The sequence below is a fragment of the Pseudomonas sp. HN8-3 genome (genome assembly GCF_020790195.1).
GTDB lineage: Bacteria > Pseudomonadota > Gammaproteobacteria > Pseudomonadales > Pseudomonadaceae > Aquipseudomonas > Aquipseudomonas synxantha_A.
In genome coordinates, this window is the sequence record NZ_CP086206.1 from 5,411,278 (window position 1) to 5,437,014 (window position 25,737).

The 25,737-nt window shown below is 59.8% G+C and carries 25 protein-coding genes; 13 read left to right on the forward strand and 12 right to left on the reverse strand.

Annotation, left to right across the window (positions count from 1 at the left end; translation table 11 throughout):
- Positions 1-66 precede the first annotated feature (66 nt).
- The 6 genes from hemJ to coq7 all read left to right on the forward strand — a co-directional run bounded on the left by hemJ (position 67) and on the right by coq7 (position 4,486).
- Positions 67-495, forward strand: coding sequence for a protoporphyrinogen oxidase HemJ (gene hemJ / locus LJX92_RS24160; protein WP_005792007.1), 429 nt, complete (start codon positions 67-69; stop codon positions 493-495).
- A 25-nt stretch (positions 496-520) separates the two neighbouring features.
- A complete protein-coding gene (locus LJX92_RS24165) occupies positions 521-1,483 on the forward strand; it encodes an NAD(P)H-dependent flavin oxidoreductase (protein ID WP_005792009.1) in 963 nt (320 codons plus the stop codon).
- Between the two features lie 71 nt (positions 1,484-1,554).
- Positions 1,555-2,517: a DUF805 domain-containing protein gene (locus LJX92_RS24170; RefSeq protein ID WP_032879205.1), complete on the forward strand. Its 963-nt coding sequence runs from the start codon at positions 1,555-1,557 to the stop codon at positions 2,515-2,517.
- 63 nt (positions 2,518-2,580) lie between these two features.
- Complete coding sequence (locus tag LJX92_RS24175) at positions 2,581-3,369, forward strand: SDR family NAD(P)-dependent oxidoreductase (RefSeq protein ID WP_032879204.1); 789 nt, start codon at positions 2,581-2,583, stop codon at positions 3,367-3,369.
- Positions 3,370-3,414: 45 nt separating this feature from the next.
- Complete coding sequence (locus LJX92_RS24180; RefSeq protein WP_032879203.1) at positions 3,415-3,753, forward strand: histidine triad nucleotide-binding protein; 339 nt, start codon at positions 3,415-3,417, stop codon at positions 3,751-3,753.
- A gap of 85 nt (positions 3,754-3,838) precedes the next feature.
- Entirely contained in the window at positions 3,839-4,486 is a 648-nt protein-coding gene (gene coq7, locus LJX92_RS24185; protein ID WP_005792017.1) for a 2-polyprenyl-3-methyl-6-methoxy-1,4-benzoquinone monooxygenase, read from the forward strand.
- Between the two features lie 49 nt (positions 4,487-4,535).
- Here the strand turns inward: coq7 and LJX92_RS24190 are convergent, their stop codons facing one another.
- The gene (locus LJX92_RS24190) at positions 4,536-4,958 is read right to left on the reverse strand and encodes an OsmC family protein (RefSeq protein ID WP_005792019.1); all 423 of its coding nucleotides are present in this window, start codon (positions 4,956-4,958) and stop codon (positions 4,536-4,538) included.
- A 246-nt stretch (positions 4,959-5,204) separates the two neighbouring features.
- Between LJX92_RS24190 and crp the strand changes: the two genes are divergently transcribed.
- Entirely contained in the window at positions 5,205-5,849 is a 645-nt protein-coding gene (crp, locus tag LJX92_RS24195; RefSeq protein WP_103735280.1) for a cAMP-activated global transcriptional regulator CRP, read from the forward strand.
- Here the strand turns inward: crp and LJX92_RS24200 are convergent.
- The 4 genes from LJX92_RS24200 to LJX92_RS24215 form a co-directional block, all read right to left on the reverse strand.
- A complete protein-coding gene (locus tag LJX92_RS24200; RefSeq protein WP_228309038.1) occupies positions 5,846-6,541 on the reverse strand; it encodes a lipoyl protein ligase domain-containing protein in 696 nt (231 codons plus the stop codon). The genes crp and LJX92_RS24200 overlap by 4 nt on opposite strands.
- A 144-nt stretch (positions 6,542-6,685) precedes the next feature.
- Positions 6,686-7,522 (reverse strand): indole-3-glycerol phosphate synthase TrpC, encoded by an 837-nt coding sequence (trpC, locus tag LJX92_RS24205; protein WP_032879200.1) that lies wholly within the window; start codon positions 7,520-7,522, stop codon positions 6,686-6,688.
- Entirely contained in the window at positions 7,519-8,568 is a 1,050-nt protein-coding gene (gene trpD, locus LJX92_RS24210; protein WP_032879199.1) for an anthranilate phosphoribosyltransferase, read from the reverse strand. The genes trpC and trpD overlap by 4 nt, the downstream gene beginning before the upstream one ends.
- A 9-nt stretch (positions 8,569-8,577) precedes the next feature.
- Complete coding sequence (locus tag LJX92_RS24215) at positions 8,578-9,171, reverse strand: aminodeoxychorismate/anthranilate synthase component II (protein ID WP_032879198.1); 594 nt, start codon at positions 9,169-9,171, stop codon at positions 8,578-8,580.
- Positions 9,172-9,581: 410 nt separating this feature from the next.
- Between LJX92_RS24215 and estP the strand changes: the two genes are divergently transcribed.
- On the forward strand, positions 9,582-11,504 hold the full coding sequence (gene estP / locus LJX92_RS24220; protein ID WP_032879196.1) for an esterase EstP: 1,923 nt from the start codon (positions 9,582-9,584) through the stop codon (positions 11,502-11,504).
- A 122-nt stretch (positions 11,505-11,626) separates the two neighbouring features.
- On the opposite strand, the gene trpE is transcribed toward estP, so the two are convergent.
- From trpE to LJX92_RS24240, 4 genes are all read right to left on the reverse strand, one after another.
- On the reverse strand, positions 11,627-13,108 hold the full coding sequence (gene trpE, locus LJX92_RS24225) for an anthranilate synthase component I (RefSeq protein WP_005792028.1): 1,482 nt from the start codon (positions 13,106-13,108) through the stop codon (positions 11,627-11,629).
- Positions 13,109-13,177: 69 nt separating this feature from the next.
- On the reverse strand, positions 13,178-13,996 hold the full coding sequence (locus LJX92_RS24230) for a phosphoglycolate phosphatase (protein WP_005792030.1): 819 nt from the start codon (positions 13,994-13,996) through the stop codon (positions 13,178-13,180).
- A complete protein-coding gene (rpe, locus tag LJX92_RS24235) occupies positions 13,993-14,667 on the reverse strand; it encodes a ribulose-phosphate 3-epimerase (protein ID WP_228309039.1) in 675 nt (224 codons plus the stop codon). Before rpe ends, LJX92_RS24230 begins: the two co-directional genes overlap by 4 nt.
- Positions 14,668-14,751: 84 nt before the next feature.
- Positions 14,752-15,900 (reverse strand): iron-containing alcohol dehydrogenase, encoded by a 1,149-nt coding sequence (locus tag LJX92_RS24240; protein ID WP_005792033.1) that lies wholly within the window; start codon positions 15,898-15,900, stop codon positions 14,752-14,754.
- A gap of 183 nt (positions 15,901-16,083) precedes the next feature.
- On the opposite strand from LJX92_RS24240, the gene LJX92_RS24245 reads away from it, so the two are divergent.
- Positions 16,084-17,058, forward strand: a complete 975-nt coding sequence (locus LJX92_RS24245; RefSeq protein ID WP_032879192.1) for an alpha/beta hydrolase family protein — start codon at positions 16,084-16,086, stop codon at positions 17,056-17,058.
- A gap of 58 nt (positions 17,059-17,116) precedes the next feature.
- Here LJX92_RS24245 and LJX92_RS24250 read toward each other — a convergent pair whose 3' ends face one another.
- From LJX92_RS24250 to LJX92_RS24260, 3 genes are read right to left on the reverse strand one after another with little or no spacing between them, the layout of a single operon-like run.
- Positions 17,117-17,884, reverse strand: coding sequence for a TerB family tellurite resistance protein (locus LJX92_RS24250; RefSeq protein WP_228309040.1), 768 nt, complete (start codon positions 17,882-17,884; stop codon positions 17,117-17,119).
- 1 nt (position 17,885) lies between these two features.
- Positions 17,886-18,560, reverse strand: a complete 675-nt coding sequence (murU, locus tag LJX92_RS24255) for an N-acetylmuramate alpha-1-phosphate uridylyltransferase MurU (RefSeq protein ID WP_148854053.1) — start codon at positions 18,558-18,560, stop codon at positions 17,886-17,888.
- The gene (locus LJX92_RS24260) at positions 18,557-19,582 is read right to left on the reverse strand and encodes an aminoglycoside phosphotransferase family protein (RefSeq protein WP_228309041.1); all 1,026 of its coding nucleotides are present in this window, start codon (positions 19,580-19,582) and stop codon (positions 18,557-18,559) included. The genes murU and LJX92_RS24260 overlap by 4 nt, the downstream gene beginning before the upstream one ends.
- Positions 19,583-19,712: 130 nt before the next feature.
- Here LJX92_RS24260 and LJX92_RS24265 point away from each other — a divergent pair, with 130 nt between their 5' ends.
- The 4 genes from LJX92_RS24265 to rsmA are packed head-to-tail and all read left to right on the forward strand — an operon-like array spanning position 19,713 to position 25,663.
- Positions 19,713-22,553: an LPS-assembly protein LptD gene (locus tag LJX92_RS24265; RefSeq protein WP_228309042.1), complete on the forward strand. Its 2,841-nt coding sequence runs from the start codon at positions 19,713-19,715 to the stop codon at positions 22,551-22,553.
- Complete coding sequence (locus tag LJX92_RS24270) at positions 22,534-23,868, forward strand: peptidylprolyl isomerase (RefSeq protein ID WP_143508490.1); 1,335 nt, start codon at positions 22,534-22,536, stop codon at positions 23,866-23,868. The genes LJX92_RS24265 and LJX92_RS24270 overlap by 20 nt, the downstream gene beginning before the upstream one ends.
- Entirely contained in the window at positions 23,865-24,854 is a 990-nt protein-coding gene (pdxA, locus tag LJX92_RS24275) for a 4-hydroxythreonine-4-phosphate dehydrogenase PdxA (protein WP_078822479.1), read from the forward strand. Before LJX92_RS24270 ends, pdxA begins: the two co-directional genes overlap by 4 nt.
- Entirely contained in the window at positions 24,851-25,663 is an 813-nt protein-coding gene (rsmA, locus tag LJX92_RS24280) for a 16S rRNA (adenine(1518)-N(6)/adenine(1519)-N(6))-dimethyltransferase RsmA (protein WP_005792048.1), read from the forward strand. Before pdxA ends, rsmA begins: the two co-directional genes overlap by 4 nt.
- The last annotated feature ends 74 nt before the right edge of the window (positions 25,664-25,737 follow it).

Consider the following 25,737-nt stretch of genomic DNA (forward strand, 5'->3'; position numbering starts at 1 on the left):
TCAACGTGACGTACGGGCGCATGAGCCACTACTATCTTCGCTACCGTGAACCTGGGAATAACCAAAATGCTCTATCTATGGGTCAAAGCCTTCCACATCGTCAGCATCGTCTGCTGGTTTGCCGGGCTGTTCTACCTGCCGCGCCTGTTCGTCTACCACGCCCAAAGCGAAGACAGCGTCAGCAAGGAGCGCTTCAGCGTTATGGAGCGCAAACTGTACCGCGGCATCATGGGACCGGCGATGATTGCCACACTGGTCTTCGGTATCTGGATGCTGGCGCTCAACCCCGGCATTTTCCAGTCAGGCGCGTGGATGCACGCCAAACTGACCCTGGTCGTTCTGCTGATCGGCTACCACCATATGTGTGGAGCGCAGGTAAAACGCTTCGCCCGTGGCGAAAACACCCGCAGCCATGTCTTTTATCGCTGGTTCAATGAAGTACCGGTTCTGATATTGCTGGCTATCGTAATTTTGGTCGTGGTCAAACCGTTCTAGTTTCAATTACTCGGGGGAACTTCCAATGTCGCTGCCCGCTTTACTGGAACAACATCTGCGCCTACCCGTCGTGGTGGCGCCGATGTTTCTGATTTCCAATCCGCAACTGGTCCTGGCCTGCTGTCGTAATGGCGTGGTTGGCAGCTTCCCGGCGCTCAACCAGCGTGAAAGCAGTGGTTTCAGGGCCTGGCTGGAAGAAATCGAAGCGGGCTTGGCCCAGTTGGACAACCCTGCTCCCTATGCTGTGAACCTGATCGTGCACAACAGCAACCCACGGTTGGAAGCAGACCTGGCAATCTGCGTAGAGCACAAGGTACCCATCGTCATCACCAGCCTCGGCGCGGTAAAGGAACTGGTCGATGCCGTCCACAGCTACGGCGGCCTGGTGTTTCATGACGTCACCACCCGGCGACATGCCGAGAAAGCCGCTGAGGCGGGCGTCGATGGCCTGATTGCCGTAGCCGCGGGTGCCGGTGGCCACGCTGGCACCTGGAGCCCCTTCGCTCTGATTGCCGAGATTCGCCAGTTCTTTGATAAAACCCTGCTGCTGGCCGGTTGCCTCAACCACGGCCACGAAATTCTCGCCGCCCAGTTGCTGGGCGCCGACTTGGCGTATTTCGGCACGCGCTTTATCGGTACTACCGAAAGCCACGCGCCAGATGCCTATAAAGAGATGCTGCTCACGTCGCGCGCCGCCGACATCGTGCACACTCCGGCAGTTTCCGGCGTACCTGCGAGCTTTATGCGCCAGAGCCTGGAAAATGCCGGTTTCGACCTCGCCGCGCTGCAAGGCAAAGGTGAAGTCAATTTCGGTTCCAAGCTCAAACCATTGAGTGATGAGGCCAAAGCGTGGAAAACTGTATGGTCAGCGGGCCAGGGCGTCGGTGAAATCGATGATTTACCCAGCGTCGATGAACTCGTCGCCCGCCTGGATGCCGAATACCGCAAAGCACGCGAGCATGCCGCGCAACTGCGCTGGCCACGCTGACCTACTGCACGGCCCGCCGATTGGACGGGCCTGCACACCCTCCCTGATTATTAAGTGACAAGGATGCCCGCATGAGCGACAACCGTTTCAAGATTGTGTTTGACGGAGCCTTGCTTCCGGGTGTCGAAAGCACCACCGCCAAGCTGAACCTCGCCGAGCTGTTCAAGAGCGATGTCGAGGCGATCGAAAAACTCTTTACCGGCCGCCCGGTCGCGCTCAAACGCGATCTTTCCCGCCCCGATGCCGAAACCTACCTGACGGCATTGAAAAACGCCGGGGTCGACGCACGCATCGAAGCCGAACAGCCCGTGGCGTTCAGCCTCGCTGAAACCCACGAGACGAGCTCCCCTGGCTCCGACTTTTCCCGCTCCGAAGCTTCGCCTTATGCCCCGCCACGCGCAGCGGTTGGCGATGACTTGCCGGAGTTCGCCACACTCAAGGTCTTCACCATCCACGGGCGCATCGGGCGCCTGCGTTATCTGGCCTGGACACTGGCGCTGACCGTCGCGTTGCTGGTAGCCGCAGGCATCATCAGTACCGTCGGCTTCGCAGTGGCGACAGCCTCGCCAACCATAGCCATCATCCTCGGCTCGCTACTGGGTTTCGCACTGTTTGTTGCTCTGGTAGTCGTGAGCGTGCAAATCGGTGTGCAACGCTTGCACGATATGGGCTGGTCTGGCTGGCTGTACTTGCTGAACCTGGTTCCAGTGGTCAATAGCGTGTTCCCTATCCTGTTGCTGGTATTGCCGGGGAACGCGGGTGCCAACCAATACGGCGCACCGCCACCACCGAATTCTACTGCGGTGAAAATCCTGGCCTCGCTGTGGCTGGCGTTTATTCCATTGATGCTCATCATCGGCCTGACCCTGGGCATGAACGGCTACCTGGATCAACTTGAAGCCAACATGGACAGCAGCTACGAAAGCAGCTCAATGACCTCCGATGAAGGCGCCGATCAAAGCGTCATCACTGATGAGGCCGCAGAGCAAAGTGCTGACGACGCAGCCGAACCTGTAGACTCTACGCAACAGTGAAGAAACGCCCGCCTGCCTGTGACGCCACTGTCACAGGCAGGCGACGTTGCGATGGAGAAAGGCATGACCCGTTACGCTCTGATCACCGGCGCCTCCAGCGGCATCGGCCTGGCTTTGGCCGAAGCGCTGGCTCGACGCGGCCGCAGCCTGATTCTCGTGGCCCGTCAACGTGATCAGTTGGAAAGCATTGCCATCGAACTGACCCAACGCTTCGGTGTCGAGGTGTTGTTTCGTGCCTGCGACTTGGGCGAGCCGCTGCGTTTGTCCGGTTTTTTGCTGGAACTCGAAGAAGGCGAGCGGCAGATCGACCTGCTGGTCAACTGCGCAGGCATCGGCACCAGCGGGCCATTTTTGGCCCAGGACTGGATGACCGAGCAAGACCTGATCGAAGTCAACATCCTGGCGCTAACCCGTATGTGCCATGCCCTCGGCAACTCCATGGCGCTGCAAGGCGGCGGGCAGATACTCAATGTCGCTTCGATCGCCGCCTTTCAGCCAGGCCCGTGGATGAGCAGCTACTACGCCAGCAAAGCTTATGTATTGCACTTCTCTGAGGGCTTGCGCGAAGAACTGAAGACCTGCGGCATCAAGGTTTCAGTGCTGTGCCCCGGCCCTACGCGCACCGCGTTCTTCGGCACTGCGCAGATGGACACCGCAAAACTCGACCGCAGCCAGCAGCTAATGAGCCCGGAGGAAGTCGCGCTCTACACCGTACGCGCGCTGGAAAAGAACAAAGCCATCATCATTCCCGGGCGCCGCAACCGCTGGCTGGCATTCAGCCCACGTTTCAGTCCACGCTGGCTGACCCGCAAGATTGCCGGCGCCATCAATAAAGCCTATTGCCCACGCTAACCGCCTGATTACACTTACCTAGACTTTCACCCTGGAGAAACAGCTGTGGATACTCTGTTCACCAAGATCATCAACCGAGAAATACCCGCCAGGATTATCTATGAAGATGATCAAGTCCTCGCCTTCCACGATATCGCCCCACAGGCGCCGGTGCATTTTCTGGTTATTCCGAAAAAGCCGATTCGTACCCTCAATGACTTGACCGAGGAAGACAAAGCCCTGGCCGGCCATATTTTGTTCACCGCCCAGCGCCTGGCCGTGGAACAGGGCTGCGAAAAAGGCTTTCGTGTGGTGATGAACTGCAATGAAGACGGTGGGCAGACTGTCTACCACATCCATATGCACGTGCTGGGTCAACGTCAGATGAACTGGCCGCCGGGTTGAGTGCCCAGGGTCAAATTGACTCAGCGCAAACGCTTCGTCCTCTCTTGCGGTAAACTGGCCGCCGAGATTCTTCCCGGAGGTCAGCATGACTACCCAACGTCACTACTCGCCGATTGACCGTCTGCTGCTGCAAGCCGATATGGCCATGCGCACGCTGTTGCCATTCAGTGGCCAACCGTACCGCCCGTCACCGGCCATCGTACAGCCCGATGCCCAGATGAGCGAAACGGACACCCGCCATGTCGCCGGCCTGATGCGCATCAACCACACCGGCGAAGTGTGTGCCCAGGCGCTGTATCAAGGCCAGGCGTTGACTGCCAAATTGCCGCAGGTACGTGCAGCGATGGAGCATGCGGCCGAGGAAGAGATCGACCACCTGGCCTGGTGCGAACAACGTATCCGCCAATTGGGCAGCCACCCCAGCGTGCTGAACCCGCTGTTTTACGGTTTGTCATTTGGTATCGGCGCCGCCGCTGGTTTGATCAGCGACAAAGTCAGCCTCGGATTTGTCGCCGCGACAGAACATCAGGTGTGCAAGCATCTGGATGAGCATCTTGAGCAACTGCCGGCCGAAGATGAAAAATCCCGCGCCATCCTTGAGCAGATGCGCATCGATGAAGAACACCATGCAGATAGCGCGCTGGACGCAGGCGGTTTCCGCTTTCCAGCACCGGTGCGCTTCGGCATGAGCGTTTTAGCCAAGGTCATGACCAAAAGCACCTACAGGATCTAAACCCAAAAAAGGGCGCTCGAAGCGCCCTTTTTTTTGCCAATTGCCGCAATCAGCCCAACTCGATGATTTCATAATCGTGAGTGATGGCCACACCCGCGGCCCCCAGCATGATCGACGCCGAGCAATACTTCTCGGCCGACAGCTCGATGGCACGCTTGACCTGGGCTTCCTTCAACGCCCGGCCCTTGACCACGAAATGCATATGGATCTTGGTAAATACCTTGGGGTCTTCAGTGGCGCGCTCGGCTTCCAGGAAGGCTTCGCAGCTTTCCACTGCCTGGCGGGACTTCTTCAAGATGCTGACCACATCAAAATTGCTGCAACCGCCAACACCCAGCAGCAACATTTCCATCGGGCGTACACCCAGGTTACGGCCACCGGCTTCCGGCGGACCGTCCATGACCACCACATGGCCACTGCCCGACTCACCGAGGAACATGGCTTCGCCCGCCCATTGGATGCGTGCCTTCATCGCCCAGACTCCACTGCTAAAAAAGGGTCGCCAGCTTAGCACAGGCCCTTGAAACAGCAGCGCCCCGGATAAAATCGATAAATGACTGCGTTTGCCGGTAAATTGGCTAATCGAGGCAGAATGTGTCTGGTAAGCTGGCGCCAAATCAATGGCGCATTGCCATGATTCTTACAGCCGGCATCAATGCCGATGCAGCTGGATAAAAACAACGCCACTTACACCGTGCAGTCTTTTCGGGATACAACCATGGTTGCTCTTACTCCCACACCCAAGATCAAGAACCTCGACAAGCTGTTGATGCATTGTCAGCGTCGGCGTCATCCGGCCAAGCACAACATCATCTGCGCCGGCGAGCGCTCGGAAACCCTGTTCTTCATTATCAAGGGCTCAGTCACCATCCTGATCGAAGATGAAGACGGTCGCGAAATGATCATTGCCTACCTCAACACCGGCGATTTCTTCGGAGAGCTGGGGTTGTTTGAACAAGCAGGCAAAGAACAGGAGCGTAGCGCCTGGGTCCGAACCAAAGTCGAGTGCGAAGTGGCCGAGATCAGCTATGCGAAATTTCGCGAATTGGCCCAGCAAGATCCGGATATCTTGTACGCCCTGAGCGGCCAGATCGCCCAGCGCCTGCGCGACACTACGCGCAAAGTCGGCGACCTGGCGTTCTTCGATGTGACCGGTCGTGTGGCGCGTTGCCTGTTGGAGTTGTGCAAGCAACCCGATGCCATGACCCATCCCGACGGCATGCAAATCAAGATCACCCGCCAGGAGATCGGGCGCATTGTCGGCTGTTCGAGGGAGATGGTCGGCCGCGTGCTCAAGGACTTGGAAGAGCGCAACCTGGTACACGTCAAAGGCAAGACGATGGTGGTATTCGGCACCCGTTAAACCGGCAGGAAGCTGGCCAGCATCTGACGGTACAAGGTATCGAGCCGAGTGATCGCATCCGGTGCCGGAAAGGCTTCGTGCAGCGCGATATGGCTCTCGGCGCGAACCCGCTGCTCCAAGCCACAGGCTTGATTGAAGCGGTTGACCGCCGCAATCAACTCCTCACGATCATTCTCCAGCAACATCGCCCCATGCACCAACCCGACCGGGCGGCCACCGCTTTGTCGCCAACGCTGGGCCGTGCCCACCATTTTGCGACCATTGAGATTGACGTTGTAACGACCGTCGCAAAAGGCACCGTCAATTTCGCCGACAGATGCATCGCCGCCCAATTCAATCAATAGATCACAGATCGGTTGGCACAAGCGCTGATAACCCGTCTCGATGCGCCCTTGGTCGCCTTCGCTACGGGGCGGGGCATAGACCAGGGCGATATTGACCGTGGCGCCGGACTGCGGCACAGGCTCACCGCCGGTTTCACGCAGCAATACCGGCCAACCCGCACCGGCCGAGACTTGGCTCGCCGCCGCGAAGGCAGGCAGCCGGCTCAAACGGCGCGGCATGACCAGCGCTTGGTCGCTGGGCTGCCAGAACAGCAGCCCGAATTCCTGCTCATGCTCGCAAACGGCTGCCAATAGGGCTTGCTCGGCGGCAAGGCCTGCTTCGACAGTCATGATCACGGGCTGGAGCATCGAACACTTACCTATCTGAATAAACACAAAACCCAATATGGGAGCTGGCTTGCCTGCGATAGCGGTGTGTCAGCTACACAGAGGTTGGCTGACCCGCCGCTATCGCAGGCAAGCCAGCTCCCACAGTTTCGAGCGTATTTCACATCAATCCAATGTCGAACTGCTGATCGTCGTACCGCGCTCCGGAAAGAACAGGCGCTGCAGTTCTGCTCCCGGGTTCTCGGCGCGCATAAATGTCTCGCCCACCAGGAATGAGTAAACGCCGCTGATTTCCATCAGTTCCACATCGGCACGGTTGACGATGCCACTCTCGGTAATCACCAGGCGGTCGCGAGGAATACGCGGCAACAAATCCAGGGTATTTTCCAGGCTGACTTCAAAGGTATGCAGGTTACGGTTGTTGACCCCCACCAGCGGGGTGTCGAGGGTTTTCAATGCGCGCTCCAGCTCATCGCCGTCATGCACCTCAACCAACACATCCAGGCCGACACTTTTGGCCACGGCCGCCAACTCCGCCATCTTCACGTCATCCAGCGCCGAGACGATCAGCAATACGCAGTCGGCGCCCAGAGCACGGGCTTCGACGATCTGGTACGGGTCAACCATGAAATCCTTGCGGATCACCGGCAACTTGCACGCCGCGCGAGCTTGTTGCAGGAATAGGTCGCAACCCTGGAAGTAGTCGATATCGGTCAACACAGACAGACAAGTCGCCCCGCCCTTCTCATAGCTGACGGCGATTTCAGCTGGTACGAAGTTTTCGCGGATCACGCCTTTGCTCGGCGAGGCTTTCTTGACCTCGGCGATCACTGCCGGTTGCTTGAGCTTGGCCTGGGCGATCAGAGCATTGGCAAAGCCACGCGGCGCATCAGCAGTTTTAGCCTGCGCCTCAAGCTCAGCCAGGCTCACACGGGCGCGGCGTTCGGCCACTTCCTCGGCCTTGCGGGCCAGGATCTTTTCCAGAACGGTTGGCACACTCATCCCTCATTCTCCATCTTGAATACGGCAGTGAATGCACCCAGCTCTTCGAGCTTCTCTCGAGCCAGACCGGTGTGCAGCGCATCGTGGGCCAACGCGACACCTTCCTTAAGACTATAGGCATGGTCGGCTGCGTAAAGTGCCGCGCCAGCATTCAGAACGATCATTTCCGCAGCTTTCTGACCGTTTTCGGTTTTGCGACGCCCCAGGGCATCGCGAATCAGTTCCAGCGAAGCTGCCGGGCTCTCCACTGCCAGACCGTGCAAACTCTGGCTTTTCATGCCCAAGTCTTCAGGCTCGACCCAGTATTCGATGACCTCGTCGTTTTTCAGCTCTGCAACAAAGGTCGGCGCCGCCAGGCTGAACTCGTCCAGGCCGTCTTTGGAATGCACTACCAGCACATGCTTGCTGCCCAAGCGCTGCAAGACTTCGGCCAGCGGCCGGCACAACGCCTGGCTGAACACTCCCACCACCTGATGCTTCACACCGGCCGGATTCGTAAGCGGGCCAAGCATGTTGAACAGGGTACGCAGGCCAAGGTCCTTGCGCGGGCCGGCCGCGTGTTTCATGGCGCCGTGATGAGATTGGGCAAACATGAAGCCGATGCCAACGCTGTCGATACAGCGCGCGACTTGCACAGGCGTGAGGTTCAGATAGATGCCGGCCGCTTCCAGCAAGTCGGCACTGCCGCTCTTGCCGGACACCGCGCGGTTACCGTGCTTGGCAACGGTGCAACCAGCGGCGGCCACCACGAAGGATGACGCTGTCGATACGTTGAAAATATTCGCACCGTCACCGCCGGTGCCGACCACATCGACGACGCCGTCGAGGGTCTTGAGCTCAACCTTGTCCGCCAGCTCGCGCATCACCGAGACCGCGCCGACGATTTCGTCGATGCTCTCGCTCTTCATGCGCATTGCCATCATAAAGGCGCCGATCTGCGCGTCGGTGCATTGACCGGTCATGATTTCGCGCATCACATCGCTCATTTCAGCGGTGCTCAGGTCCAGATGGCCGACGATACGGCTCAGGGCAGTCTTGATATCCATGAAAAGTCCTTAGCGCGTGCCGCCGCTCTGCTTGAGAAAGTTGGCGAACAGCTCGTAGCCCTGCTCGGTCAGGATTGATTCAGGGTGAAACTGCACCCCTTCGATGTTCAGTGTCTTGTGACGCAGGCCCATGATCTCGTCGACCGAACCGTCTTCCAACTGGGTCCAGGCGGTCAGCTCCAGGCATTCAGGCAAGGTGTCACGCTTGACCACCAGCGAGTGGTAACGGGTCACCGTCACCGGCATGTTCAGGCCTTGGAATACACCAAGGTCCTTATGAAACACCGGGCTGGTCTTGCCATGCATCACCTGACGCGCACGCACCACATCGCCGCCAAACGCCTGACCAATGGACTGGTGACCCAGGCACACGCCCAGGATCGGCAGCTTGCCGGCGAAATACTGGATGGCTTCCAGCGAGATACCCGCCTCGGTCGGCGTGCAAGGGCCAGGCGAAACCACAATGCGCTCAGGGTTCAGGGCGGCGATTTGCGCAACGGTCAGCTCATCATTGCGCACCACCTTGACATCCGCACCCAGCTCGCCCAGGTACTGCACAACGTTGTAGGTAAAGGAATCGTAGTTATCAATCATCAGCAACATGTGGGTTCAAACCTCTTGAATTCACTGATTTCAAATGACCGCCTTCCAGAAGGGTAACCCGCTGCCAAACGCACGTTCCGGTTGCCGGGGTTGGCCGGCAAGGGGCGTCAGACACAGGGTGAAGAAGGCAGATCGGTACAGGTCCGGCCAGGCCGGCAGAGAAAAATGTCAGGCGCGCCAACGCCAACGGGCGTGTGCCTTGACTACTCGCATCAAGAGTTTGCTGATGATCAACACGGGGAGGGTCTCATTCATACGTTCAGGCACAGTAACGTAGCCTCGCCAGCGGTGCAATATGGAGCAGCAAATACGGGGGCCTGCGTAGACGCATTCCGCATATCTCTAAAGAAAATGCCGGAAGTTTTGCTAGTGTTTCGTTTCCTGCATAAAAACAACCAAATGGAATTCTCATGCTCAAACCAGCGTTTTTCACACCCCTTGCCGGCTGCCTCTTGGCACTGGCCTGCACCCAAGCCTTTGCCGCCCCGTCACCTTATTCAGCCATGGTGGTTTTCGGCGACAGCCTGGCCGATGCAGGCCAGTTCCCCGATGGTTCGAATGGCTCGACACTACGTTTTACCAACCGGACAGGTCCAAACTTCCAGGGTGAGTACGGCCTGGTTTCATCAACCCTGTTGGGCACCAAACTGGGTGTGGCCCCCAACGACTTGAATGCCTCCACCTCACCGGTTCGGGCGGCCCAAGGCTTGCCAGATGGAAGCAACTGGGCGGTCGGTGGCTACCGCACCGATAACATCCTGGACTCTATTACCTCGGTCTCCAACGCCGCGATCCCACCCGGAAATCCTGGCGGTGGTACAGTGTTGCGCAGTCGCCAGGGCTATCTACCGGCTAACGGCGGACGAGCCGACCCGAACGCGCTCTACTTCCTCTCCGGTGGTGGCAATGACTTCCTTCAAGGCCGCGTGCTCAGCCCCGCGCAAGCAGTCGCCGCAGGTGGGAGACTGGCCGACAGCGCCCAAGTGCTGCAGCAAGCCGGTGCGCGTTACATCATGGTGTGGATGCTGCCCGACCTGGGGCTGACGCCCGCCATCAACGGCACCCCACAGCAGGCCGCGACCTCTGCCCTGAGCAATATTTTCAACCAATCGCTGGTACAGCGCCTGTCGCAAATCGATGCCCAGGTTATTCCACTGAACATCCCGCTGCTATTGAACGAAGCCTTCGCCGATCCTGCGCGCTTCGGCCTCGCAACCGGGCAAAACCTGACCGCCACCTGCTTCAGCGGCAACAGCTGCACCGCCAACCCGGTCTATGGCATCGGCGGTACCAACCCGGACCCGACCAAGCTGGTCTATAACGACTCGGTCCACCCCACCGTAGCCGGGCAACAGCTGATCGCCGACTATGCTTACTCGCTGCTCGCAGCGCCCTGGGAGCTGACCTTGCTGCCGGAAATGGCCCAAGGCACGTTGCGCGCCCATCAGGACGAACTACGCAACCAATGGCAAGCAGACAACGGCCACTGGCAAGCCGTCGGCCAATGGCGCGCAATCGTGGCCGGCGGCGGTCAGCGCCTGGACTTCGATGATCAGAGCAGTTCAGCCAGTGGTGACGGCAGCGGCTATAACCTGAATATCGGTGGCAGCTACCGGCTTGATGACAATTGGCGTGTGGGCGTTGCAGCCGGCCTGTACCGGCAGACACTCGAAGCCGGGGCCAGCGACTCGGACTACAAGCTCAACAGCTACATGGGCACGGCATTCGCGCAATATCAGCACAATCAATGGTGGGCCGACGCCGCGTTAACGGGTGGCAAGCTGGACTTCGACAGCCTCAAACGCAAGTTCGCCCTGGGCGTCAACGAAGCGTCCGAGAAAGGCGACACCGACGGTTGGCTCTGGGCCTTGAGCGCTCGCTTGGGTTACGACCTTGCTGCACCGGGTAGCGATTGGCACCTGTCACCCTTCGTCAGCGCCGATTACGCACGCGTCGAAGTGAATGGCTACTCGGAGAAAAACAGTCGCTCCACCGCACTGACCTTTGATGACCAACAACGCGACTCCAGGCGCCTGGGCGTCGGCCTGCAAGGTAGCTACCGCATCACCCCGCAAACCCAGGTATTTGGCGAAGTGGCCCACGAGCATGAGTTCGAAAATGACACCCAGAAGGTGAACATTTCGCTCAACAGTGTTCAGGGGATCGACTTCAAGCTGGACGGCTACACGCCTCGCAGCAACTCTGACCGTTTGAGCCTTGGGGTCAGCCACAAACTGACTCAGGAGCTGGCGTTGCGGGCGGCATATAACGTGAGGAAGGATGACAACCTGACCCAGCAAGGGGTCAATGTGGGGGTGAGTCTGGATTTCTAAATACCACGCAAAACAAATGTGGGAGCTGGCTTGCCTGCGATGGCGGTGGATCAGTCACTGAATATCTCGACTGATACACCGCCATCGCGGGCAAGCCCGCTCCCACACTTTTTATTCCAGCTTTAGTCTTGTGGGGTTTGCTCTGCCAGCGCCACAGCACGAAACATCGCCCGGCGCTTGTTCAAGGTTTCTTCCCACTCAAGGGCCGGCACCGAGTCCGCCACAATCCCGCCACCGGCCTGTACATGCAGTTCGCCATCCTTGATCACCGCGGTGCGGATCGCGATCGCAGTGTCCATATTGCCGTTCCAGGCGAAGTAACCGACGGCACCGCCATACACGCCACGCTTGACCGGCTCCAGTTCGTCGATGATTTCCATCGCACGGATTTTCGGTGCGCCCGACAAGGTGCCCGCCGGCAAAATCGCGCGCAGTGCATCCATCGCCGTCAGCCCGGCCTTCAGTTCGCCAGTCACGTTGGACACGATGTGCATCACGTTGGAGTAGCGCTCGATGACCATCTTCTCGGTCAACTTCACCGAACCGATTTCTGAAACACGCCCGGTGTCATTGCGCCCCAGGTCGATCAGCATCAGGTGCTCGGCGATTTCCTTGTCATCGCTGAGCAGGTCTTCTTCCAGCGCCAGGTCTGCCTCTTCGGTTGCGCCACGTGGGCGTGTGCCGGCAATCGGGCGTACGGTGATCAGGTTATCTTCGACGCGCACCAGCACTTCCGGCGAGCTGCCCACCACGTGGAAGTCGCCAAAGTTGAAGAAGTACATATACGGCGTCGGGTTGAAGCACCGCAGCGCACGGTACAGGTCGATCGGCGCGGCCTTGAAGTCGATGGACATGCGTTGTGACGGCACCACTTGCATGCAGTCACCGGCGAGGATGTATTGCTTGATGGTATCGACTGCGCGCTCGTAGTCATCCTGCGTAAAGCTGGAGCGAAACACCGGGTCGGCCGCAGGTGGGCGGCTCAGGTCAAGGCCGCGACGCGGGGTGATCGGCTGGCGGAGTTTTTCCAGCAGCGCCTGCAGACTGGCCTGGCCTTGCTCGAAGGCATCCGCTTGAGCAGGGTCGGCAAGGACAATCGCATGCATCTTGCCGGCAAGGTTGTCGAACACCACTACTGCGTCGGAGACCATCAGCAATATGTCCGGCACACCCAATGGGTCTGGGTTCGGACATTTCCCAAGACGCTTTTCGACATAGCGCACGCAGTCATAGCCGAAATACCCCACCAGGCCACCGTTGAAACGCGGCAGGCCGGCAATGGTCGGTACGTTGTAGCGCGCCTTGAACGCTTCGACGAAGGCCAGCGGGTCTTCAACGTCATGGCTTTCGATCTCTACGCCATCGTGGGTGATGCTGACATGATGGTCGTGCACGCGCAGCACCGTGCGGCATGGCAGGCCGATGATCGAGTAACGGCCCCATTTCTCGCCGCCCTGTACCGATTCGAGCAGGTAAGAGTTGGGCGCATCGGCAAGCTTCAGATAAATCGACAACGGCGTGTCGAAGTCGGCCAGGGTTTCGCAGGCCAGGGGAATACGGTTATAGCCGGCAGCGGCCAAACGCAGGAATTCTTCACGGATCATGGGGGAGCCTCGTGGCTTGAGGGTCAAACGGTCAGGTAGGCAAACGTGCCGCAGCGCGGCGAGAATCAGTCAGGCGCGCCAACGCCAGCGGGCCAGGGCCTTGATGACTTTCATCCAGAGTTTGCGAGTGACCACCACGATGGCGTTTCCAGAAGGGGACGGATCAATGTCGGGCAACGTTATCTCAGCGCCCGCTCCCAGGCAACCGGGGATTAGCAGGCGCAGATCATCAATCACCAGCGCCGGCGACTCTTCGGCAATCGGGCGCCCGTGGTTGTAGCCGTAGCTCAAGGCTACGCATTGCACGCCTGCAGCTTTTGCCGCCAGTACATCACTGCGCGAATCGCCGACAAACAATGACTGGGACGCCGGGATATTCGCCATTTTCATCACAAAGAACAGTGCGGCCGGGTCAGGCTTCTTCTGCGGCAAGGTATCGCCACCGATGATCCAGCGAAAATAACGGCCGATTTTCATCTGGTCCAACAGCGGCGCGACAAAGCGCTCCGGCTTGTTGGTGATCAAGGCCATTTCCACGCCCTGCTTGCTCAGCCATTTGAGAGTGTCACGCACGCCGGGGTAGACCACGGTGAGTTCGTGGCCGTTTTCGTACGCGACATTGAACAGTTCCAGAGCGTGCTCGGCTTCCACCTCATCGACACCCGAAGCGTCGATATTGTTGGCCAGGGCCCGGCGCACCAGCATCGGCGCGCCGTTGCCGACCCACTCGCGCACCGACTCGATCCCCGCCGGCTTGCGCCCCAGTTTGAGCAGCATCTGGTCCACCGCCGCTGCCAGGTCAGGCACCGAGTCGATCAGCGTACCGTCCAGATCGAACATCACCAGCCGTGGCAGCTTGCCGGGGAACAGCTGCTCGAAGCCGCTCATGGACGCGTCAGCGCCAGTTCGGCACGCATCGCGTCGATGACGGCCTGGTAGTCCGGTGCGTTGAAGATCGCCGAGCCTGCCACGAAGGTATCGGCGCCGGCGGCAGCGATTTCACGAATATTGTTGACGTTGACCCCGCCGTCGATCTCCAGGCGGATATCGCGCCCTGAGGCGTCGATCAGCGCTCGCGCTTCACGCAGCTTGTTCAGGGTGCCCGGGATGAATTTCTGCCCGCCGAAACCTGGGTTGACGCTCATCAGCAGCACCATGTCGACCTTGTCCATCACGTACTCAAGTACGTTCAGCGGAGTGGCCGGGTTGAACACCAGGCCCGCCTTGCAGCCGCCTTCGCGGATCAGTTGCAGGGTGCGGTCGACGTGCAGCGTGGCTTCCGGGTGGAAGGTAATGTAGGTCGCACCGGCCTCGATGAAGTCACCGATGATGCGGTCCACGGGGCTGACCATCAGGTGGGCGTCGATCGGCGCGGTGATGCCGTATTTGCGCAGCGCTGCGCAGACCATCGGGCCTATGGTCAGGTTGGGTACGTAGTGGTTGTCCATGACATCGAAGTGCACGAAGTCGGCACCCGCGGCCAACACCTTGTCCACTTCCTCACCCAGGCGGGCGAAGTCGGCGGAGAGAATCGATGGAGCAATGACGAAGGGCTGCATGACGCACCTTTTTTGAGCTAAATCACGATGGCGCGCATTGTATACCTCATGCTTTGCTGCGCGCACCGTGACCTAACTCAACGGTTAGTAAGCCGCCCGGTAGATTTTCTCGATATCGGCCGCACTGAGCTGACGCGGGTTATTGCGCATCAGGCGCTCGATACCCGCAGCTTCCGTGGCCATGGAGGCAATGGCGTCCTCGGGCACCCCGAAACTGCGCAGCCCTGCGGGAATCTCGACAGCGGCGCACAGTCGCGTCATAGCCTCCACCGCGCGGTCGGCAGCCTCGCTGACACTCAAGCCCGTCACATTCACGCCCATGGCTTGGGCAATATCCTGCATACGTTCGACGCAGGCCAACTTGTTCCAATGCATGACGTACGGCAGCAACAGCGCATTGCTCACACCATGGGCAATATTGAAACGCCCGCCCAACGGGTAAGCCAGCGCATGCACGGCACCGACTCCGGCATTCCCGAATGCCATGCCGGCCATGAGGCTGGCAGTAGCCATGTCATCACGGGCCTGCAGGTTGGCCGGGTTGGCGTAAGCCTTGGGCAGCGCGTTGGCAATCAGCTTGATGGCGCCGATGGCCAGGGCGTCGGTGATCGGCGAGGCGTTCAGTGACAGATAGGACTCAATGGCATGCACCAAGGCGTCCACACCACTGGCCGCGGTGACACTGCGCGGGCAGGTCAGAGTCATTTGCGGGCTGATCAGCGCGACATCCGGCAGCAGGTAGTCGCTGACGATGCCTTTTTTCAGCTGTGCGGCCTTGTCGGAGAGGATCGCCACATTGGTCACCTCCGAACCGGTGCCCGCCGTGGTCGGGATGGCGATCAGCGGCGGGCCCTTGCGCGGCACCTGGTCGACCCCGAACAAATCCGCCAGCGCACCGTGGTAGCCGGCATACGCCGCCACGCTCTTGGCGATATCGATGGCACTGCCGCCGCCCACACCAATGAGGCCGTCATGCCCGCCTTCGCGGTACGCACGCATGCAGTCTTCAACGATGGCGATTTCCGGGTCGGGCAGTACGCGATCGAAGATTTCGTAAGCACGATCGCCCAGCTGTTCGAGGGCCAGGGCCACAGTGCCAGACTTGACCAGGGCCGCATCGGTGACGATCAGCGGGTTATCCACATCCAGCCGGGTCAGTTCCGCGGCCAATTGCTCGATGGCGCCCGCGCCGGTCAGCAGTTTATGGGCGATCTTGAATGAGGAAGTACTCATGTGCGCGGCCTCTTATGAATGATGGGCTGGCACAAGAATAGCTGCCCATCGCGTGTTGTCTGCCATTCACTGGTTGAATGGTCATCGCCGATAACCTGCTGGCAGAAAACCACGCCCCACATCACTGACAAATACTGACCAACCCATTAGGCTGCTCACATCACTTATGGCCGGAAATTAACGATGCTTTTTCTCCACCGTTCGGCACTGCCAACGTTGTGCCTGTCGCTACTATGTGCCAGCGCCCTGCCTGCTCACGCCGCCGACGCGCCCGCGCCCGCTGCCGAAAAACCTGCTGAGCGCCAACCTCTGCCCGAGCGCAGCCAGTCGCAAGCCAGCGCTCTGGAGCGCCAGATTCCGCAACCGGAACAACAACAGCTGCAAGCCGGTAGCGATTCGTTCCTGGCCCTTTGGAAACCCGCCAACGGCGCAGAGGCCGAAGGTGTGGTGATTATCGTACCGGGCGCCGGGGAGAACGCCGACTGGCCGCAAGCAATCGCCCCCTTGCGGCGCAAGTTACCGGATGCGGCCTGGGGCACCTTGAGCCTGTCACTGCCGGACGTAAATGTAGACACCTTGCCGCCACGGGTCATCGAACCGCCAAAAGCTGCGGTCGACACCAGCAGCAAGGACGGCAGCACGGCTGCCAAACCTGTCGAACAGGCCGCCAGCGCCGAGGCCGAAGGTACTGATCCGGCGGTGGTGCCGGATGCGGATGAACAGGACAAGACCGACGCCAAGCGCATCTTCGACCGCATCGACGCCGCCGTCGCCTTCGCCCAGACCCAAAGCGCCCGCAGTGTGGTGCTGCTCGGCCACGGCACCGGTGCCTGGTGGGCCGCACGTTACCTGAGCGAGAAACAGCCATCCCAGGTGCAGAAGCTGATCATGGTGGCCGGGAAGACGCCGGCGGCTCGCCAACCGGACCTGCAACAACTGGCGCCGAGCTTGAAGGTGCCCACGGCGGATGTGTTTTATCAAGACACACCCCAGGAACGCAAAAACGCGCAGGAGCGTATCCAGGCGGCCAAGCGCTCGAAGAATGACGGTTACAAGCAGGTATCGCTCACGGCGTTGCCCGGCAATAGCGCAGCAGAGCAGGAACAGTTGTATCGGCGGGTTCGCGGATGGCTCAGCCCGCAGGGCGGCGCAGACTGATCATGTCTTCGAACCTGTTGCAGAAACAATGTGGGAGGGGCCTCTCAGGCCGACAGCCTCAGCGAAAATCCCGACGCTCGCGAATCAACGCGTAAGCGTTATGCAGCTCCCGGGTGCGTTCGGTGGCTTCACGCACTTGTGCAGGGCTGGCGCCCGTGCCGGCGATCTTGTCCGGGTGGTGGCGGCTGAGGAGGCGACGGTAGGCGCGTTTGATCACCGAGGGCTCAGTGGTCGCCGTCACACCCAGAACCCGCAACGCCTCCTGATAGGCTCCACCACGATTGGCCAGCGGCTTGCGCTGCGGCGCGTAATCGGTTGCCAGTGCCTGGAGTTGTTGCGGCGTCCAGCCCAGCCATTTGCCCCACAGATCGATCAGGTCGCGCTCGGCGTCATCCGCCCGCCCGTCCGCCCAGGCCATGCGCCAACAGGCACGTAGCACGCCTTCCGCCGCATGGGGTTGCGCCTTGAGCACACGCAGGTAGCTGCGCACACGGTCGCTGCCAGACTTGCCCCGGTTGAAGGCGCTGATAGCGCGACGCTGGGCCGGCTCGGACATATCCAAGGCGCGCATCTCCTGACGCGCCTGCTGGATATGCCCATCCACAACCCGGCCGTTACTCTTGGCCAACCGCCCCAACAGCACAAACAACAGTTCGTCGTTGCGCAACGCCGAGCGCCCGCCCAGGCGTTCGCGCAACTGCGCCCAACTGTGCAGTTGCAGGCGACGATCCAGCGCCTGCCCCAGCAATGCACCCAACAAGGCCCCCGGAATACTGGCAATGGCAAAGCCAGCCCCGGCGCCGATCAGCGTCCCTGGCCACAACATCCTACTGCTCCGCTGTCAGCAAGGTTTCGACTTGCGCCAGACGCTTCAGCGTCCCGACATCCACCCAGCGTCCCGTCATGTGCTCCCCCGTTACCAGACCTTTAGCCATGGCCGCACGCAACAGCGGCGCCAACTTGAAGGCACCGGCGCTGCAACCCGCGAACAATTTGGGGTCGAGCACTGAAATGCCACTGAAGGTCAGGTTATCGGCACCGGGCGCGGCATCATGAAGCAGACCTTTATCCAGGTAGAAATCCCCGCCTGACGGGTGGTGCTCAGGGTTGTCGACCATCACCAAGTGCGCCAGGCCCTGGATCGGCTGCCCGAGGCGGGTAAAATCGTAGTCAGTCCAGATATCGCCATTGACCACCAGGAAGGGGTCATCCCCCAGCAGCGGCAACGCCTGGAATATCCCGCCCCCCGTTTCCAGCGGCTCCCCCTCCGGCGAGTAGCGGATGCGCAGCCCGAACTGGGCGCCGTCACCCAAGTAGTTTTCAATCTGCTGGCCAAGCCAGGCATGGTTGATCACGATCTCGGTAAAGCCGGCCTTCGCCAAAGCTTCAAGGTGATACTCGATCAACCGCTTGCCGCCGGCTTGCACCAGCGGCTTGGGCGTATGCAGGGTGAGCGGACGCATGCGCTCGCCCTTGCCCGCCGCAAGGATCATCGCCTTCATACAATGGCCTCGGCGGGCTGGCGCAGGCTGGCGAGCAGTTCGCCCAGGTCGCTCAACTCGGGTCGGTCGGCGAGCACCGCGTCTATATAAGCAAAGAAACGCGGCACGTCGGCCAGGTAGCGCGGTTTGCCGTCACGGTGGCAAATACGCGAAAAAATACCGATGACCTTGAGATGACGCTGCACGCCCATCAGGTCGCTGGCGCGCAGAAAGTCTTCGAAGTCGTCCTGCACCGGGATCCCCAACTGCCCGGCGCGCTGCCAGTAGCCGTGTTGCCATTCACGCACACGCGCCTGGGGCCAACTGAGGAAGGCGTCCTTGAACAGGCAGGTAATGTCATAAGTCACCGGGCCGTAGACTGCATCTTGAAAATCCAGTACGCCGGGGTTCGGCTCACTGATCATCAGGTTGCGCGGCATATAGTCGCGATGCACCAGCACCTTGGGCTGCGCCAGGGCACTGTCGATCAATTTTTCGCTGACGCGTTGCCAGAGGGCTTGTTGCTCAGCGTCGAAGTCGATCCCCAGGTGACGGCGCACATACCATTCCGGGAATAATTCAAGCTCGCGACGCAACAAGGCCACGTCGTAGCTGGGCAATGGTGCGTCCAGCGGCAATTGCTGGAAAGCCAGCAGCGCATCGATGGCATCGGCAAATAATTGATCGGCATTTTCAGCGTCAATCACATCCAGATAGGTTTTTCTGCCCAGGTCATTGAGCAAAAGAAAGCCACGAGGCAAGTCTTCTGCATAAATTTTTGGCACATTTATTCCTGATTTCGCCAGTAAATGAGCGATATCGACGAAAGGTTTGCAGTTTTCCTGGGGGGGTGGCGCGTCCATTACGACGAACGTATGGGCACCGCCCTCCCACCGGAAGTAACGCCTGAAACTCGCGTCGCTGCTGGCCGCGGTCAATGTGGCCGGGGGTACGGGGCCCCAGTCCTGAGCGTTGAAGAGGATCGGCAACTGCTCATCCAGCCAGACTTCCAGCTGTTGTAAACGTAGATCTTGCTCGGGCATTACAAGGGTCTCCGACGGCGCTAGCCGTCAAGCGGGGCATGCTTTATTATCACGCATCTTTTTCAGACCATCGAGAGGCGTGCGGCCCAAACCGCGGGCAGATGGCACGCAGGAAGCCCGGACTAATAAGATGGCATTGAAATCCCCCGCGTTTCGTAGAAAATTTCCGTTGCTGGTAACCGGCAGTCTGCTGGCCTTGCAACCTTTCGCCACCTCATTCGTGGTCGCCGCGGAACAGTATGACTGCTCAGTCTCTGCTTCGGGTGCCTGGGATTGCGCGCCGAAGACCGCCGCAGCCCCATTGCCACCGCGCCCGGTGCATGACGGTTCTGCCGTCAGCTCGGCCAACGGCACGCCGCAAGGCAAGGCTGGCGGCAGCGTCGACGCCGAGCCCAAGACCGTGCTGGTCACCGAATCCAAGGGCCGTGGCCTGCGCTCGCGCAGCGCCGACTACAGCCACCTGGACTGGGTGCCTCGCGACAAGCTGACTGCAGCGCAACTGGCCGAGACCGGCCCTTACTGCGGCGGCGCCTACATCGAGCCGACTCGTCCTGGCATGAACGACAAGACGGACAAGAGCGATGCGCCGACCTTCATCGGTGCCAAGGCCTCGCGCTACGAGCAGGAACAGCAGGTCGCCACCCTGGCCGGTGACGTGGTCATGCGCCAGGGCAGCATGCAGCTTGAAGCGGACGAAGCCAGCCTGTACCAGGCCGAGAACCGTGGCGAGCTGAACGGCAAGGTGCGACTGCGCGACAACGGCGCGCTGATCGTGGGCGACCATGCCCAGGTCCAGCTAGACACCGGCGCCGCCCAGATCGACAACGCCGAATACGTGATGCACAAGTCGCGCATTCGCGGTAACGCCCTGTACGCCAAGCGTGCCGAGAACGCGATCATCCGTCTCAAGGACGGTACGTACACCACCTGCGAGCCGGACAGCAACGCCTGGCAGCTCAAGGGCAACAACATCACGTTGAACCCGGCCACCGGTTTCGGTACGGCCACCAACGCGACGTTGCGGGTCAAGAACATCCCGATCCTGTACACCCCGTACATCTACTTCCCGATCGACGACCGTCGTCAATCCGGCTTCCTGCCGCCGAGCTTCAGCACCGGCAGCGAGACTGGCTTTACGCTGGTAACGCCGTACTACTTCAACCTGGCACCGAACTACGATGCCACGTTGTACCCGCAATACATGACCAAGCGCGGCTTGTTGATGGAGGGCGAATTCCGCTACCTGACCAAGTCGAGTGAAGGCCAGTTTGGTGGGGCGTATCTCAATGATGATAGCGACGAGCGGAAGAAGCAGACCGATTACGAAAAAACCCGTTATATGCTCAATTGGCAGCATAAGGGTGGGTTGGATTCGCGTCTGACGACTCAGGTCGATTACACCAAGATCAGTGATCCTTTCTACTTCCAGGACTTGAAGTCGTATCAGGAAGGCGTTGAGAGCCAGGACTACCTGAATCAGCAAGGCTCGGTGACCTACCGTGGTGACAGCTATCAAGCTCGCGTGAATCTGCAGTCGTATCAATTGGCGACGATTTCGCAGATCACTCCGTATGACCGTTTGCCGCAGATCACCTTCAATGGTCAACTGCCGTATCACCCGGGTGGGCTCAACTTCTCCTACGAGACTGAAGCCGTAAGATTTGACCGAGACCTTCGAAAGGGTAATGTGGTCAATGAAGACGGCGGGCCGTTCAACGAAGATGGCACCATCGGTGAACGACGCCTGGATACCTACGTAAACGGCCTGACCCGTGCAAACGGAACACGCTTGAACGTAGCTCCCGCTGTCGAGTACCCAATGAACTGGAGCTATGGCTTCATTACGCCGAAACTCAAGTACGTCTATACCAAATATGATCTTGACCTCGATAGCATAGGCAAGGGTGACATTGTCCGCGCGCAGCAGGCTGCTGCTCAGCCTGGCGCAGCCCCTTATGCCGGCGGCGTGTTCAAAAGTTCACAAGATCGTGCAGTCCCGATCGCCAGCATCGACAGCGGCCTCTACTTTGACCGCACCACCAATTGGTTCGGCAAGGACTACAACCAGACCCTTGAGCCTCGCGCCTTCTATCTTTACGTACCAAACAAAGATCAAAGCGATATCCCGGTCTTCGATACAGGTGAGTACTCGTTCAGCTACTCCTCCCTGTTCCGCGATAATCGTTTCAGCGGTTCAGACAGGATCGGTGATGAGAATAAGCTTTCCCTGGGCGTAACCAGCCGCTGGATCGAAGAAAACGGCTTTGAACGCCAGCGTGTTTCCGTCGGTCAGGCTGTGTACTTCAAGGATCGCGAAGTCCAACTGCCGGGTGTATTGGCCGCTGATCGCGACGATGCACGCTCAAACGTCTCGCCTATCGCTCTGGAATACGCGTTCCGCTTCAACCGCGATTGGCGTGCAACAGCCGACTACAACTGGGACCCGGAAAGCCACGCCCCTCGTTCGGGCAGCGCGATGTTCCACTACCAGCCGGAAGACAACCCGAACAAGGTCGTCAACCTCGGCTATCGCTATCGCAACGACCAGGTGGTCTACAACCAGCTGACCGGCAAATGGCAGTTTGGTGGTGATTACGGCCAACCAAGTGATCCGAACTACGTGAAGGATTACTACAAAATCCAGCAACACGACTTCTCGATGATGTGGCCGATCATTCCTCAGTGGAACCTGATCACCCGCTGGCAGTATGACTATGCCCGCAACCGCACCCTGGAAGCCTTCGGTGGTTTCGAGTACGACAACTGCTGCTGGAAACTGCGCGTCATCAATCGCTATTGGGTTTCCAACGACGAATACAGCCAGATCGCCCCGCTTAACGAAAAGGGTGACCACGGGCTCTTCTTCCAGATCGTCCTTAAAGGACTCGGCGGCCTGACCGGCGCCAAGGTAGAGAGCTTCCTCGACAAAGGCATTGAAGGTTATCGTGAACGTGAAGACAAAGCTTTCTGAGTGTTTGCGCCCGCTAGTGCTGGGCGCGCTGTTCCTGGGTACTGTTTCGGCACACGCCGCGGTTCAACAGCTGGATAAAGTAGCGGCCATCGTCGACAACGACGTGATCATGCAGAGCCAGCTGGACCAACGGGTCAAGGAAGTTCAGCAAACCATCGCCAAGCGTGGCGGTGGTGTGCCGCCGACCAGCGTCCTGGAACCCCAGGTACTGGAGCGTCTGATCGTCGAAAACCTGCAGTTGCAGATCGGCGAACGTTCCGGCATCCGGATTTCGGACGAAGAGCTGAACCAGGCCGTCGGCACCATTGCTCAACGCAACAACATGAGCATTGATCAGTTCCGCGCCGCCCTGGCTCACGATGGCTTGTCCTATGAGGACGCCCGCGACCAGATCAAGCGCGAGATGATCATCAGCCGTGTGCGCCAGCGCCGTGTGGCCGAACGGGTCCAGGTATCGGAGCAGGAAGTGAAGAACTTCCTGGCCTCGGACCTTGGCAAGATGCAGCTCTCCGAAGAACTGCACCTGGCCAATATTCTTATTCCTACCCCTGACGCCGCCAACTCCGAGCAACTGAATGCCGCTGCGGCCAAGACCCAAGCGGTGTACGACCGCCTGAAAGCCGGTGCTGACTTTGCCCAGACCGCCATTGCCGTCTCCGGCAGCGATAACGCACTGGACGGCGGTGACATGGGCTGGCGTAAAGCCGCACAGCTGCCGCCTCCGTTCGATCGCGAGCTGAGCTCCATGGAAGTCGGCGGCATCACCCAACCGGCACGTACCCCAGGTGGCTTCATTATCCTCAAGCTGCTGGGCAAGCGCGGCGGCGAGACCTCGCTGAAAGACGAAGTACACGTTCGTCACATCCTGGTCAAACCAAGCGAAATCCGTACCGAGGCACAAACCAAGGAACTGGCGCAGAAGATCTACGACCGCATCGAAAGCGGTGAAGACTTCGCCACCCTGGCCAAAAGTTTCTCGGAAGACCCTGGTTCTGCCCTTAACGGCGGCGACTTGAACTGGATCGACCCGAAAGCCCTGGTGCCCGAGTTCCAACAGGTCATGGCCGACACACCGCAAGGCGTATTGTCCAAGCCGTTCAAGACTCAATACGGCTGGCATGTCCTGGAAGTCCTTGGCCGTCGCGCCACCGACAACACCAACCAGGCCCGCGAGCAGCAAGCCCTGACCGTGCTGCGTAACCGCAAATACGACGAAGAGCTGCAAACCTGGTTGCGTCAGATCCGTGACGAAGCCTACGTAGAGAACAAGCTGCCAGGCGCCGAGCAAACAGGCACCGACCAGGCAACCCAGTGAAACCCCAGCGTTTCGCGGTGACACCCGGCGAGCCGGCCGGCATTGGTCCAGACCTGTGCCTGCTGCTCGCCTCGCAACCTCAGCCACACCCCCTGATTGCCATTACCAGCCGCGACCTGCTCCTTGAGCGGGCCGCGCAGTTGGGCGTGGCTGTCAACTTGCTGGAAGTGGCACCGGGCAATTGGCCGGACCTGCCCGCCCCGGCCGGCAGCCTGTATGTATGGGACACCCCTTTACAGGCCAAGGTGGTCGCCGGGCAACTGAACAAGGCCAATGCAGCCTTTGTGCTGGAAACCCTGACACGCGCCGGGCAAGGCTGCATCGACGGCGACTTTGCCGGCATGATCACCGCGCCCGTGCATAAAGGCGTGATCAACGAATCCGGCATCGCGTTTTCCGGCCATACCGAATTCCTCGCCGAGCTGACCCATACCGAACAGGTCGTGATGATGCTGGCGACCCGTGGCCTGCGTGTTGCGCTGGTGACCACACATCTGCCACTGCGCGATATTGCCGACGCCATCACCGCCGAGCGCATAGAGCGCGTCACGCGCATCCTGCATGACGACCTGCAACACAAATTCGGCATTGCCCGACCGCGTATCCTGGTCTGCGGGCTAAACCCCCATGCCGGTGAAGGCGGCCACTTGGGCCATGAAGAAATCGACATCATTGAACCGACATTAGAGCGCCTGCGCCAAGAAGGCATGGACCTGCGTGGCCCATTGCCTGCAGACACTCTGTTTACCCCCAAATATCTGGAGCACTGCGACGCAGTGCTGGCGATGTACCACGACCAGGGGCTGCCCGTGCTGAAGTACAAAGGCTTCGGCGCTGCAGTCAACGTGACACTGGGCCTGCCGATCATCCGCACCTCCGTCGACCATGGCACAGCCCTGGACCTGGCGGGCAGCGGCAAGATCGATACCGGCAGCCTGCACGTAGCCCTGGAAACCGCCTATCAGATGGCCGAGACCCGTATATGACTGAGCATTACCAACACCGGGCGCGCAAGCGCTTCGGGCAAAACTTCCTGCACGACGCGGGTGTCATCGATCGCATCCTGCGCTCCATCCACGCCAAGCCAGAAGACCGCCTGCTGGAAATCGGCCCGGGCCAGGGCGCGCTGACCCAAGGCCTGCTGGCGAGCGGCGGGCAGCTGGACGTGGTGGAACTGGACAAGGACCTGATCCCGATCCTGAACCAGCAGTTCGCTGGCAAGCCCAACTTCAACCTGCACCAGGGCGATGCGCTGAAGTTCGACTTCAATAGCCTGAATGCCGCCCCCAATAGCCTGCGGGTGGTGGGCAACCTGCCGTACAACATCTCCACACCGCTGATTTTCCACCTGCTGAACAACGCCGGGATCATCCGCGACATGCACTTCATGCTGCAGAAGGAAGTGGTGGAGCGCCTGGCCGCAGGCCCTGGCGGTGGTGATTGGGGCCGTTTGTCGATCATGGTCCAGTATCATTGCCGCGTGGAGCACCTGTTCAACGTCGGCCCGGGCGCGTTCAACCCGCCGCCGAAGGTTGATTCAGCCATCGTACGCCTGGTGCCGCATGCCGTGCTGCCCCACCCAGCCAAGGATCACAAGCTGCTGGAGCGCGTTGTGCGTGAAGCGTTCAACCAACGCCGCAAGACGCTGCGCAACACGCTCAAGGCCCTGCTGAGCAACGCTGAAATCGAAGCTGCCGGTGTCGATGGCAGCCTGCGCCCCGAACAGCTGGACTTGGCCGCGTTCGTACGCCTGGCTGACCAACTGGCGATTCAGCCAGCTCCGACAGAAGGATAAGGCTCAACGCGATCCAATGTGGGAGGGGGCTTGCTCCCGACAGGGGAGTATCAGTGGATACATTTTCAACTGAC